This is a genomic window from Variovorax sp. 20P10.2.4 (assembly GCF_058244205.1).
The window spans coordinates 1-11,890 of the sequence record NZ_JBZAYE010000189.1 but is presented as its reverse complement, the minus strand read 5'-3'; the positions used below and the strand labels follow the sequence as shown (position 1 = coordinate 11,890).

Sequence of the window (11,890 nt, the reverse complement as noted above, 5' to 3'; positions counted from 1 at the left end):
GTGGACTCCCACACCATCAGCAGCAGCGGATAGACCAGCGCCACTTCCTTGGCCGACACCGCGAGCGCGAAGGCGACGAGCGACAGCGCCTCGAAGACGGCGCGGCGCGCGCGGACCAGGCCCTCGCGCCACGCATGTTCATGGGCCAGCAGCGCCAGCAACAGCCCCAGCGTCATCAGTCCGGTGGAGCGCCCGCTCGCGAAGCTCACCACCGCCGCGTGCGCGGGCTGCAGCGCGAACAGTGCCGCGGCCAGGAAGGCGGCCAGCGGATCGGCCAGCCGGCCGAGGGCGAGCCGCCACACGGCGAGCACCGTGGCTGCGTGCAGCGCGAGGTTGGTCGCCAGGAAGCCGGTGCCGTCGAAGCCCCACAGCGCATGGTCGGCCACGTAGCTCAGCCGCAGCAGCGGCCGGAAGCCGTTGGTCAGCCGCTCGCGCAGGGCCTCGCCGCCGGCCGTGGCCGGGTCGAGCACGATGTTGGGCAGGTCGTCGTACTGGAAGCCGCCGGCCAGCCCGGCCGCCCAGGCGGCGAGGCACAGCGCCAGCAGCGCGACCGCCGCGATGCGCTCGGTCGCGGGAAAAAGAAAAGGGATGCGGGAAGCCGGAAGGCGGGCTGCGGGCATCCGGCGATTCTGTCGAGCGCGCCGCGCGCCAGCCATTGGCCGAAGCGCCTATGTCAGCCGGGGTGCCGGCAGTCGTGATTGCGGGGCGGCTTCGTGCCGATTCGGCAACCCGTCGTGGGGTCAGGGCCGCCCACCTTTGGCTGTGCACAAGATTTTTTTGCATTTTTATGCAAGAAAATCTTGTGGTTCCTGTTCTTATGCGGCTATTTGTGTTTCTATGCGGCAATGAGAGTGTTGGAAATCCTCAATGAGCTCCATTGAACACGTCGGCGGAAGTTGGCTCGTGGAGCATCTGAGCATCGGCCTCGTCCAGCCGCTCGCGGTCGAAAGCCGTATCGGAGGCCGACGTTCCACGAACCATTCGGGAGGCATGCGGCAGGAGGTGTTCCAGCCCAACATGCGACCCGAGCCGACGCTGGCCGGACACCTCACGTTCCATCTCAAGCACGAGGTCGTGCACCTGGAGTTGCTCGCGCGCCTCTTCGCTGTCGTCGACCCCGCCGATCTTGCCGCCTGGATCACCGATGAGCCCAGCGGCCAGTATGCGCGACGTGTCGGCTTTCTCTATGAGTGGATGACCGGCCGCCAGTTGCCGGTGACGCCCGCGGTGCAGGGCGGTTACCACGACGCGCTGGACGGCAAGCAGATGCTGGTCGCCACGACAGCGGTCAACAACCAGCGCTGGCGCATCAGGGACAACATGCCGGGTTCGCCCGATTTCTGTCCGACCGTGCGCATGACCGATGCGAGCCGGCCGGCGGCCGCGTTCGATGTGGGGGCCGCGCTGAGAAGGCAGGAAGCGGTTTTCGGTGCCGAGCTGCTTCGCCGCAGCGCGGTGTGGATGACGCTCAAGGAGAGCCGCTCGAGCTTCCTCATCGAGGGCGAGCAGGACCAGACGCTGAAGATTCAGCGCTTCGCGGCAGTCATGGAAACGCGTACCGGCCAGGGGCCCACGCCCCTGTTGCCCGACGAACTGGCCTCGCTGCAGGCGGCCATCCTCGGCGAGGACACCACGCTCGCCAGCTTCGGCCTGCGCAGGTCACCGGTCTTCGTGGGGCAGAACGTGCGCTATGAAAACATCGTGCACTACGTCGCGCCGCCATGGGGATCGGTCCCCAGGTTCGTGCAGGGGCTGGCGCACGCCCTGTTGCGCACCGAAGGCCAGATCGGCTTCGCGGCGGCGCGTGCCGCGATCGCCGCTTTCGGTTTCGTCTACATCCACCCGCTGGCCGATGGCAACGGCCGGTTGCACCGCTTCCTCATCAACGACACCTTGCGCCGCGACGGCGTCGTCCCCGCGCCGTTCATCCTGCCCGTTTCCGCGCTCATCACGGAAAGCACCAAGGAGCGGGCCGACTACGACCGCGCGCTCGAGGCCTTCTCGCGCCCGTTCATGCAGCACTACGGCGAGGCCGTGTCGTTCGGCAACGAAGAGCGCGACGAAGCCGACGGGATCCGGTCGAACTTCAATTTCTCGGCCTACAACGACGCGATGCCGGCCTGGCGTTTCCTGGATCTCACCAGCCACGTGACCTACCTCGGCCACGTCCTGCGATTCACCATCGAGCAGGAGATGCATCAGCAGGCCAGGTTCTTCCGCTCCAACGACCTGGCGCGCAGACTGGTCAAGGACGTGATCGAAGGGCCGGACACCGATATCGACGCGATCATCCGCAGCGCGCGCGAGAACGGCGGCGCACTGTCGGGCAAGCTCGCCAAGCGTTTCCCGATCCTCGAGAAGCCGGGGCGATGGGATCGCGTGATGGCGGCGATCAACACGGCCTTCGCCGATGAGCTGGACGGCGAAGTCGACGATGGTGACCCGATCGACGAGCCTCGGGCGTAGCCGACAAGTCCGCCGCCCATGGAAAAAAGCCGGCACTTCGGCCGGCTTGTCGTCGGGGTGCGCCGCGAACGGCGCGCCCTCATCAGGCCGCGAGGGCCGCGACGCTCTGGTTGGCGGCTTCGGCGGTCGCCGTGCCGATGTCGCTGCGAGCCGAAGCCAGCGCGGCGTTCTTGACCGCGTCGCCCATGCCGAGGCCTTCGGCGCGCACGAAGCGCACGTCGGTGATGCCGAAGAAGCCGAAGATCACCTTCAGGTAGCTCTCCTGGTGCTCGGTGGCCTGGCCGCCTTCGGTGGTCGAGTAGATGCCGCCGCGGCTCGAGGCCACGATCACGGTCTTGCCGCCGGCGAGGCCGACCGGGCCCTTGTCGGTGTACTTGAAGGTGCGGCCGGCCTGCGCGAGGCGGTCGATCCAGGCCTTGAGCTGGCTCGGGATGGTGAAGTTGTAGAGCGGGGCGCCCACGACCACCACGTCGGCGGCGAGGAACTGGCTCACCAGCTTCTCGGACAGCGCGTTCTCGCGCTGCTGGGCCTCGGTCGGCTGGGCCTGCACGCCGGTCTTGATGCCGAGCGCGTCGGCGCTGAAGTGGGAGGGGGTGTCGACCGCCAGGTCGAGGTACTCGACCGTGGTGTCGGGATGGGCGGCGCGCCAGGCGGCCACGGTTTCGGCCGTCAGCAGGCGCGAGGTGGAGTTGCCGCTGAGGATGCTGGAGTCGATGTGGAGCAGCTTCATGGTGTTGATCGCTTTCTTTCTTTCGATGTCGGCGCTCAAAGGTGGCCGGCGTGGTCAGAATTCTATTTTTGGTGCGAGTGAGTGATAAGTAGGTAAAAATAAGCCACATCGTTTCAAAAACAGGACAGTAGAGCCATGCAGGACCTCAACGACATGGTGTTCTTCGCCGAAGTGGCCGAGCGCGGCGGCTTCGCGGCCGCGAGCCGGGCGTTGGGCATTCCGAAGTCGCGGCTGTCGCGGCGCGTGGCCGAGCTCGAGGAGCAGCTCGGCGTGCAGCTGATGCAGCGCAGCACGCGGCGGCTGTCGCTCACGCCGGCCGGCGAGATCTACCTGCGCCACGCGGCCTCGGTGCGCGACGCGGCGCGCGCCGCCTCCGAGGCCGTGGCGCAGGTGCAGACCGAGCCCAGCGGCCTGGTGCGGCTCAGCTGTCCGGTCACGATCTCGCACAGCGGACTGGCGCAGGTGCTGCCGAGCTTCCTCGAGCGCTATCCGGCGGTGCGCATCGACATGCGGGTGATCAACCGGCCGGTCGACCTGATCGAGGAGGGCATCGACATCGCGCTGCGCGTGCGGCCCCAGATCGAGGACAGCGCGACGCTGGTGGCGCGCACCTTCGGCACCAGCCGCGGCGTGCTGGTGGCCACGCCCGAGCTGGTGCGGCGGCTGGGGCCGATCGAGGGGCCGGAGGATCTCGCGAAGCTGCCGACCGCGGCGATGTCGGTCAACGGGGAAGGCCGCAGCGAATGGCGGCTCGAGGGCCCCAAGGGCCGGATCCACGTGCATGCCCATACGCCGCGCTACGTGGCCGACGACCTCGCCACCCTGCAGTACGCGGTGCTCGGCGGCGTGGGCGCGACCCTGCTGCCCGACTACATGTGCCGCGCCGACCTCAACGAGGGCCGGCTGACCCGGGTGCTGTGCGACTGGGGGCCGACGCCGGTGGTCGCGCACATGGTGTTCCCGGCGCGGCGCGCGCTGGTGCCGGCGGTGCGGCGGCTGATCGACTTCCTGGTCGAGCACCTGGAACACGGCGCGCACCGCATGTTCTGACGGCGATTTCGAGGCGCCGGACCGCCTCGATATGCAAAAAACGTCATAACCAAACAATCAGATATTCGTTTGGCATCCTTGGCGGGGTTCGGACAATCCAGGTCTTCCATTCCATCCAAGGAACGACCATGGCAACCCTCCGTCTCGGCGACAGCGCCCCCGATTTCACCCAGGATTCCAGCGAAGGCCCGATCAAATTCCATGAGTGGGCCGGCGATTCGTGGGTCGTGTTCTTCTCGCACCCGGCCGACTTCACGCCCGTGTGCACCACCGAACTCGGCAAGACGGCGGCCCTGTCGGGCGAGTTCCAGAAGCGCGGCGTGAAGCCGATCGCGCTGAGCGTGGACCCGGCCGACAAGCACAAGGAATGGATCGGCGACATCAACGACACGCAGAACACCACGGTCAACTTCCCGATCGTGGCCGACGCCGACCGCAAGGTGTCGGACCTCTACGACCTGATCCACCCGAACGCCTCGGCCACGGCCACGGTGCGCAGCGTGTTCATCATCGATCCGAAGAAGACGATCCGCACCATCATCACCTACCCGGCCTCGACCGGCCGCAACTTCGACGAGATCCTGCGCGTGATCGACTCGCTGCAGCTCACCGACAGCCACAAGGTGGCGACGCCCGTGAACTGGAAGGATGGCGACGACGTGGTCATCATCCCGAGCCTGCAGGACCCGGCCGAGATCGCCCAGCGCTTCCCCAAGGGCTACAAGGCGGTGCGTCCCTACCTGCGCCTGACGCCGCAGCCGAACAAGTAAGCCGGCGGCATCGGCCCAGGCCCACCACCTTCGCATGCAGACCCGCATCGTCATCGTTCCCGGCTGGCGCGACTCCGGCCCCGGCCACTGGCAGAGCCTGTGGCAGGAGCGCATTCCGGGCGCCGCGCGCGTGCAGCAGGACGACTGGGCCTCGCCGCGGCGCGAGGCCTGGGTGTCGACGCTGGCGCGGCTGGTGCTCGAATCGCCGCAGCCGGTGGTGATCGCGGCGCACAGCCTGGGCTGCATCGCCACGGCGCACCTGCCGGCGGAGGCCGCGGCCCGGATCCAGGGCGCGCTGCTGGTGGCGCCGGCCGATCCGGAGCGCCGCGCCGTGCTGTCGGACTTTGCGCCCGTGCCCTATGCGGCGCTGCCGTACCGCAGCATCGTGGTGGCCAGCAGCAACGACCCGTACTGCCCGATCCGCCTGGCCGGCGCATACTCGCGCGCCTGGGGCAGCGAGTTCGTTCGCATGCAGAATGCGGGCCACATCAACGTCGACTCGGGGCACGGGGAATGGCCGCTCGGCCTGGCCCTGCTCCAGTCGCTGACCGACGAGCCCGCCCCCTGGGCGGCGGGCCGTGATTTTTCAGAAACCTTGGCAACCACATGACTTCCAGAATCAAGACCTTCGCCGCCGTGCTCGCGCTGGCGTCCTCCGCACTCGCCGGCAGCAGCGCCCTGGCCCAGGGCACCGGCCTGCTGAACGCCTCGTATGACGTGGCGCGCGAGTTCTACAAGGACTACAACGCGGCCTTCACGGCGCACTACAAGAAGGCCACCGGCAAGGACGTCAAGATCGACCAATCGCACGGCGGCTCCAGCGCCCAGGCGCGCGCGGTGGCCGACGGCCTCGATGCCGACGTGGTGACCATGAACACCTCGACCGACATCGACTTCCTGGCCAACGCCGGCGTGGTCGCCAAGGATTGGACCAAGAAATTCCCCGAGAATGCATCGCCGACCACCTCGACCATGCTGTTCCTGGTGCGCAACGGCAATCCCAAGGGCATCAAGGACTGGGACGACCTGGTCAAGCCCGGCGTGCAGGTCGTGATCGTCAACCCCAAGACCGGCGGCAACGGCCGCTACGCCTACCTGGCGGCCTGGGGCTATGTCAAGAAGAAGGGCGGCACCGACGCCCAGGCGGCCGAGTTCGTCGGCAAGCTGTTCAAGAACACGCCGGTGCTGGCGCGCGGCGGCCGCGATGCCACCACCGCCTTCCTGCAGCGCAACATCGGCGACGCGCTGATCACCTTCGAATCCGAAGTGGTCTCGATCGACCGCGAATTCGGCACCGGCAAGGTCGACTCGGTCTACCCGTCGATCAGCATCGTGGCCGAGAACCCGGTGGCCGTGGTCGAGCGCACCGTCGCCAAGAAGGGCACCGGCGAACTCGCCAAGGCCTACCTCGACTGGCTCTATTCCGAAGAAGCGCAGGAAATCGCCGCCAAGCACGCGCTGCGCCCGCGTTCGCAGACCGTGCTCAAGAAGTACGCCGCGACCTTCAAGCCGCTGCAGCTGTTCACGGTGCAGGAGCTGTTCGGCAGCCTCGGCGAAGCGCAGAAGGTGCACTTCAACGACGGCGGCCAGTTCGACAAGCTCTACACGCCCGGCGCCCGGTAAATGAGCGGGGCAACCTCCTCGGCGCTGTCCTCACCGGCAGCGCCGTTTTCGCGTGCGGTCGGCGGCGGTGGCGCCAAGCGCGTGCTGCCCGGCTTCTCGATGACGCTGGGCTTCGCGGTCTTCTATCTCTGCCTGATCGTGCTGATCCCGCTGTCGGCGCTGGTCTTCAAGACCTTCACGCTGAACTGGGACCAGTTCTGGGTCGCCGTGACCGCGCCGCGCGTGCTGGCCTCGTACCGGCTGACCTTCGGCGCCTCGCTGCTCGCGGCGCTGGTGAACCTGGTGTTCGGGCTGCTCGTGGCCTGGGTGCTGGTGCGCTACAAGTTCCCGGGCAAGCGCATCGTCGATGCGCTGGTCGACCTGCCGTTCGCGCTGCCCACGGCCGTGGCCGGCATCTCGCTGACCGCGCTGCTGGCCGGCAACGGCTGGGTCGGGCAGTACCTCGAGCCGCACGGCATCAAGCTCGCGTTCACGCCCGCGGGCGTGGTGATCGCGCTGATCTTCATCGGGCTGCCCTTCGTGGTGCGCACGGTGCAGCCGGTGCTCGAAGACGCCGAGAAGGAACTCGAGGAGGCCGCCACCTCGCTGGGCGCGACGCGGCTGCAGACCTTCACCAAGGTGATCTTCCCCTCGATCGCGCCGGCGCTGCTCACGGGCTTCGCCATGGCCTTCGCGCGCGCGATCGGCGAGTACGGCTCGGTGATCTTCATCGCCGGCAACATGCCGATGATCTCGGAGATCACGCCGCTGATCATCATCGGCAAGCTCGAGCAGTACGACTACGCGGGCGCCACGGCGGTCGCGCTGGTGATGCTGGTGATCTCGTTCCTGCTGCTCTTGGTCATCAACGGCCTGCAGGCATGGCAGCGTCGCCGGGCAGGAGGTTGAAATGAAGCCCCCACGCTTATCACTTCGTGTATTCGCTGCCCCCCGAGGGGGCGCGGGCCTCCCTTGGGGCGGCCCGGCGGGAGGCCCCATATGAGCGCACCGTCCAAAGTCATCCGCCGCACCCAGGCCGGCACCACCGAAGCCGCCTGGGTCCGCTGGCTGCTGATCGGCCTCGCGCTGGTCTTCATGTTCCTGTTCCTCGTGCTGCCGCTGGCGGCCGTGGCCACCGAGGCGCTGCGCAAGGGCCTCAACGCCTACCTCGAGGCGCTCAAGGAACCCGATGCCTGGAGCGCGATCCGGCTGACGCTGATCACGGCCGCCATCGCGGTGCCGCTGAACCTGGTGTTCGGCGTGGCCGCGGCCTGGGCCATCGCCAAGTTCGAGTTCCGCGGCAAGGCCTTCCTCACCACGCTGATCGACCTGCCGTTCGCGGTGTCGCCGGTGGTGGCGGGCCTGATCTACGTGCTGGTGTTCGGTGCCCAGGGCTGGTTCGGCCCGTGGCTGGCCGCGCACGACATCAAGATCATCTTCGCCGTGCCCGGCATCGTGCTGGCCACCGTGTTCGTGACCTTCCCGTTCATCGCGCGCGAGCTGATCCCGCTGATGCAGGCGCAGGGCACCGACGAGGAACAGGCCGCGATCGTGCTCGGCGCGAACGGCTGGCAGACCTTCTGGCGCGTGACCCTGCCCAACATCAAGTGGGGCCTGCTGTACGGGGTGATCCTGTGCAATGCGCGCGCCATGGGCGAGTTCGGCGCGGTGTCGGTGGTCTCGGGCCACATCCGCGGCCAGACCAACACCATGCCGCTGCACGTGGAAGTGCTCTACAACGAATACCAGTCGGTGGCCGCCTTCGCGGTGGCTTCGCTGCTGGCGATCCTGGCGCTGGTGACGCTGGTGATCAAGTCGGTGATCGAATGGCGCCACGAGCGCGAGATGAAGGCGATCGCCGAGCTGCCGCCGGAACGGCCGACGGCGGCCTAGGAAGAAAGAATTTCATGAGCATCGAAATCCGCAACATCAGCAAGCAGTTCGGCACCTTCCGGGCCTTGAACGACGTCAACCTGAACGTCGAATCGGGCGAGCTCGTGGCGCTGCTCGGCCCCTCGGGCTGCGGCAAGACCACGCTGCTGCGCATCATCGCCGGGCTGGAAACGGCCGACGCCGGCAGCATCCTGTTCTCGGGCGAGGACACCACCGACGTGCACGTGCGTGAGCGCCAGGTCGGCTTCGTGTTCCAGCACTACGCGCTGTTCCGCCACATGACCGTGTTCGAGAACGTGGCCTTCGGCCTGCGCGTGAAGCCGCGCAAGGAGCGCCCGAGCGAAGCCCAGATCAAGGCCAAGGTGACCGAGCTGCTCAAGCTCGTGCAGCTCGACTGGCTGGCCGACCGCTATCCGCCGCAGCTCTCGGGCGGCCAGCGCCAGCGCATCGCGCTGGCCCGCGCGCTCGCGGTCGAGCCCAAGGTGCTGCTGCTCGACGAGCCCTTCGGCGCGCTCGACGCCAAGGTGCGCAAGGAACTGCGCCGCTGGCTGCGCCGGCTGCACGACGAGCTGCACGTCACCTCGATCTTCGTCACCCACGACCAGGAAGAGGCGCTGGAAGTGGCCGACCGCGTGGTGGTCATCAACAAGGGCCACATCGAGCAGGTCGGCTCGCCGCAGGAGGTCTGGGACCAGCCCGCGAGCCCCTTCGTCTACGGCTTCCTCGGCGACGTGAACCTGTTCCACGGCCGCGCCGACAACGGCTCGGTGCAACTGGGCGACGTGCGCCTCGATTCGCCCGAGCACAGCGGCGCGCGCGACGCCAAGGCGCTGGCCTACGTCCGTCCGCATGACCTGGAGGTGACAGCCCACGTGCCGGGCGCGACGAGCGGCATCGTCGCGACGCTGGCGCGCGCGATCGTCGTCGGTCCGATCGCGCGGCTGGAACTTGAACCCGTCGACACGAATCCAGACAATCCGGGCTCCGGAACCATCATCGAGGCGCAACTCCCTGCGCAACAGTTCCGTGACCTGGGCTTGAAGGAGGGCGACACCGTCGTCGCCACGCCACGCAAGGCCAGGGTGTTCGTAGAAGAGGATTGGGTGTCTCCTTGATCGATTGGTACTTCGGCGCGCCGCGCCGCGCTTACGGCCTGATCTGCCTGGCCTGTGTGCTCATGCTGGCCTTCGGGCTCTACCTGCAGCACGTGGTGGGGCTCGAGCCCTGTCCGATGTGCATCGTCCAGCGCTATGCGCTGGTGCTGGTGGCGGTGTTCACGGGGCTGGCCGGGGCTTTCCGCGGCCGCGCGCTGCAGGTCGGCGGCGGCCTGCTGGCCCTGCTGTCGGCCCTCGGCGGCGCCTACACGGCTGCCTCGCAGAGCTGGCTGCAGTGGTATCCGCCCGAGGTGGTGTCGTGCGGCCGCGACCTCTACGGCATGATCGAGACCTTCCCGCTCAAGCGGGCGCTGCCGATGATCTTTCGCGGCGGCGGCGACTGCTCCAAGATCGACTGGACGCTGTTCGGCCTCACGCTGGCGAACTGGTCCTTCATCGCCTTCGCGGTGCTGACGGTCCTGCTGCTGGTGCTGCTGTTCCGCCGGCGTCCGGCACGCTGAGCGCGGCGTTCGCCGCATCGGCCTTCCAAGGCGGACCGCGGGTCCGCCTTTCGTCTTTGTGGTGGGGCGGGAGCGGAGTAACCCCGCGGCGGAACTCCCTCTTTAGGAACGCTTCAGACAGCGGGACTAGGATGCCCCCATCCCCCTTGCATTGCGACCCGGCCGCAGAGCCCGGCGAATGCATCCCCCGCCCGTTCCACTTCCTTCCCGCTGCATGCCCCAGACTCCCCCCCGGCGTTCGCGCAAGCTCCTCTACGGCATCCTGGCCCTCGTCGTGCTCGGCATCGCGGCCGCGATCGTGCTCACGCCGGCCAAGAAACCCGAGTACCTGACGGCGACGGTGCAGCGCGCCGACCTCGAGAACGCGGTGCTGGCCACCGGCGTGCTGCAGGCGCTCAGGCAGGTGGAGGTGGGCGCGCAGGTCACGGGCCAGCTCAAGTCGCTCAAGGTGTCGCTGGGCCAGACCGTGAAGAAGGGTGACTGGCTGGCCGAGATCGATCCCGCGATCTCGCAGAACACGCTGGCGCAGGAACAGGCCCGGCTCGACAACCTGCAGGCCCAGAAGGTGGCGAAGGAAGTGCGCGTCAAGCAGGCCGAGCTGGCCTGGGCGCGCCAGCGCGAGATGCTGGCGCAGGACGCCTCGGCGCGGCAGGACATGGAGAGCGCGGACGCCGAACTGCGCGCGCTGCGCGCCGACGCGGTGTCGCTCGACGCGCAGATCCGCCAGCAGCGCCTGGCCGTGTCCTCGGCCCAGACCAACCTCTCGTACACCCGGATCATCGCGCCCATCGACGGCGACGTGATCTCGATCAAGACGCTCGAGGGCCAGACCGTGGTCGCGTCGTTCCAGGTGCCCACGCTGATGACCCTGGCCGATCTGTCGACGATGACGATCAAGGCCCAGGTGTCCGAAGCCGACGTGGTGCGCGTGCGCGCCGGCCTGCCGGTCTACTTCACCATCCTCGGCGACCCCGACAAGCGCTACCACGGCACCCTGCGCGCGGTGCAGCCCTCGCCCGAGAAGATCAACAATGCGGTGTTCTTCAACGCGCTGTTCGACGTGCCGAACCCCGACCGCACCCTGCGCGTGGATATGACGGCCCAGGTCGCGATCATGCTCGGCGAGGCCAAGCAGGCGCTGACCGTGCCGCTGACCGCGCTGGGCAACCGCGACAAGGAGGGCCGCTACGAGGTGCGCGTGCTCAAGGCCGACCACACGCCCGAGACGCGCAAGGTGCGCACCGGCATCACCAACAACTTCCAGGCCCAGGTGCTCGAGGGGCTGAAGGAGGGCGACCAGGTCATCACCGGCGACGCCTCGGCCGTGGAGCCGCGCGAGGGCGAGGCCAACGGCGGCGAGCGCCGCGGCAAGGGCCCATGACGCAGTCGCCACGGCAGGCCCTGCTGTCGCTGCGCGGCATCGGGCGCAGCTTCCCCTCGGGCGAGACGCGGGTGCAGGTGCTCGAGGACGTGAACCTCGACATCGGCCACGGCGAGATGCTCGCGATCGTCGGCGCCTCGGGCTCGGGCAAGTCGACGCTGATGAACATCCTGGGCTGCCTCGACCGGCCCAGCAGCGGCAGCTACACGGTCTCGGGCCACGACGTGGGCACGCTCGACAGCGACGCGCTGGCCGAGCTGCGGCGCGAGCACTTCGGCTTCATCTTCCAGCGCTACCACCTGATGCAGCACCTGACGGCCACCGGCAACGTCGAGGTGCCGGCGGTGTACGCGGGCACCGACGGCGCGGCGCGCGAGGCGAGG

Annotated in this window: 13 protein-coding genes; 11 read left to right on the top strand and 2 right to left on the bottom strand. The window is 68.2% G+C overall.

Annotation, left to right across the window (positions count from 1 at the left end; translation table 11 throughout):
• The coding region (locus AC27VN_RS18710) for a hypothetical protein (RefSeq protein ID WP_490877480.1) at nt 1-620 on the bottom strand (620 nt) is incomplete at its 3' end.
• 247 nt (nt 621-867) lie between these two features.
• Between AC27VN_RS18710 and AC27VN_RS18705 the strand changes: the two genes are divergently transcribed.
• Nucleotides 868-2,466, top strand: a complete 1,599-nt coding sequence (locus tag AC27VN_RS18705) for a Fic family protein (protein WP_490877479.1) — start codon at nt 868-870, stop codon at nt 2,464-2,466.
• Nucleotides 2,467-2,548: 82 nt separating this feature from the next.
• On the opposite strand, the gene AC27VN_RS18700 is transcribed toward AC27VN_RS18705, so the two are convergent.
• Nucleotides 2,549-3,196: an FMN-dependent NADH-azoreductase gene (locus tag AC27VN_RS18700; RefSeq protein WP_490877478.1), complete on the bottom strand. Its 648-nt coding sequence runs from the start codon at nt 3,194-3,196 to the stop codon at nt 2,549-2,551.
• 135 nt (nt 3,197-3,331) lie between these two features.
• On the opposite strand from AC27VN_RS18700, the gene AC27VN_RS18695 reads away from it, so the two are divergent.
• The 10 genes from AC27VN_RS18695 to AC27VN_RS18650 form a co-directional block, all read left to right on the top strand.
• On the top strand, nt 3,332-4,246 hold the full coding sequence (locus AC27VN_RS18695; RefSeq protein ID WP_296787690.1) for a LysR family transcriptional regulator: 915 nt from the start codon (nt 3,332-3,334) through the stop codon (nt 4,244-4,246).
• A 128-nt stretch (nt 4,247-4,374) separates the two neighbouring features.
• Nucleotides 4,375-5,016, top strand: coding sequence for a peroxiredoxin (locus tag AC27VN_RS18690; protein ID WP_093341562.1), 642 nt, complete (start codon nt 4,375-4,377; stop codon nt 5,014-5,016).
• Between the two features lie 34 nt (nt 5,017-5,050).
• On the top strand, nt 5,051-5,626 hold the full coding sequence (locus tag AC27VN_RS18685) for an RBBP9/YdeN family alpha/beta hydrolase (protein ID WP_093341564.1): 576 nt from the start codon (nt 5,051-5,053) through the stop codon (nt 5,624-5,626).
• A complete protein-coding gene (locus AC27VN_RS18680) occupies nt 5,623-6,639 on the top strand; it encodes a sulfate ABC transporter substrate-binding protein (RefSeq protein WP_490877477.1) in 1,017 nt (338 codons plus the stop codon). The genes AC27VN_RS18685 and AC27VN_RS18680 overlap by 4 nt, the downstream gene beginning before the upstream one ends.
• Entirely contained in the window at nt 6,640-7,527 is an 888-nt protein-coding gene (gene cysT, locus AC27VN_RS18675; RefSeq protein ID WP_093341567.1) for a sulfate ABC transporter permease subunit CysT, read from the top strand.
• 90 nt (nt 7,528-7,617) lie between these two features.
• Nucleotides 7,618-8,511 carry a sulfate ABC transporter permease subunit CysW gene (gene cysW, locus AC27VN_RS18670; protein ID WP_093341569.1) on the top strand — a complete coding sequence of 298 codons (894 nt, stop codon included), beginning with the start codon at nt 7,618-7,620 and terminating at the stop codon, nt 8,509-8,511.
• Between the two features lie 14 nt (nt 8,512-8,525).
• Nucleotides 8,526-9,626: a sulfate/molybdate ABC transporter ATP-binding protein gene (locus AC27VN_RS18665; RefSeq protein WP_093341571.1), complete on the top strand. Its 1,101-nt coding sequence runs from the start codon at nt 8,526-8,528 to the stop codon at nt 9,624-9,626.
• Nucleotides 9,623-10,126, top strand: coding sequence for a disulfide bond formation protein B (locus AC27VN_RS18660; protein WP_093341573.1), 504 nt, complete (start codon nt 9,623-9,625; stop codon nt 10,124-10,126). Before AC27VN_RS18665 ends, AC27VN_RS18660 begins: the two co-directional genes overlap by 4 nt.
• 214 nt (nt 10,127-10,340) lie before the next feature.
• On the top strand, nt 10,341-11,507 hold the full coding sequence (gene macA / locus AC27VN_RS18655) for a macrolide transporter subunit MacA (RefSeq protein WP_203205858.1): 1,167 nt from the start codon (nt 10,341-10,343) through the stop codon (nt 11,505-11,507).
• Nucleotides 11,504-11,890: ATP-binding cassette domain-containing protein (locus AC27VN_RS18650; RefSeq protein ID WP_490877476.1), on the top strand; the 387-nt coding region annotated here is incomplete at its 3' end. The genes macA and AC27VN_RS18650, both read left to right, overlap by 4 nt.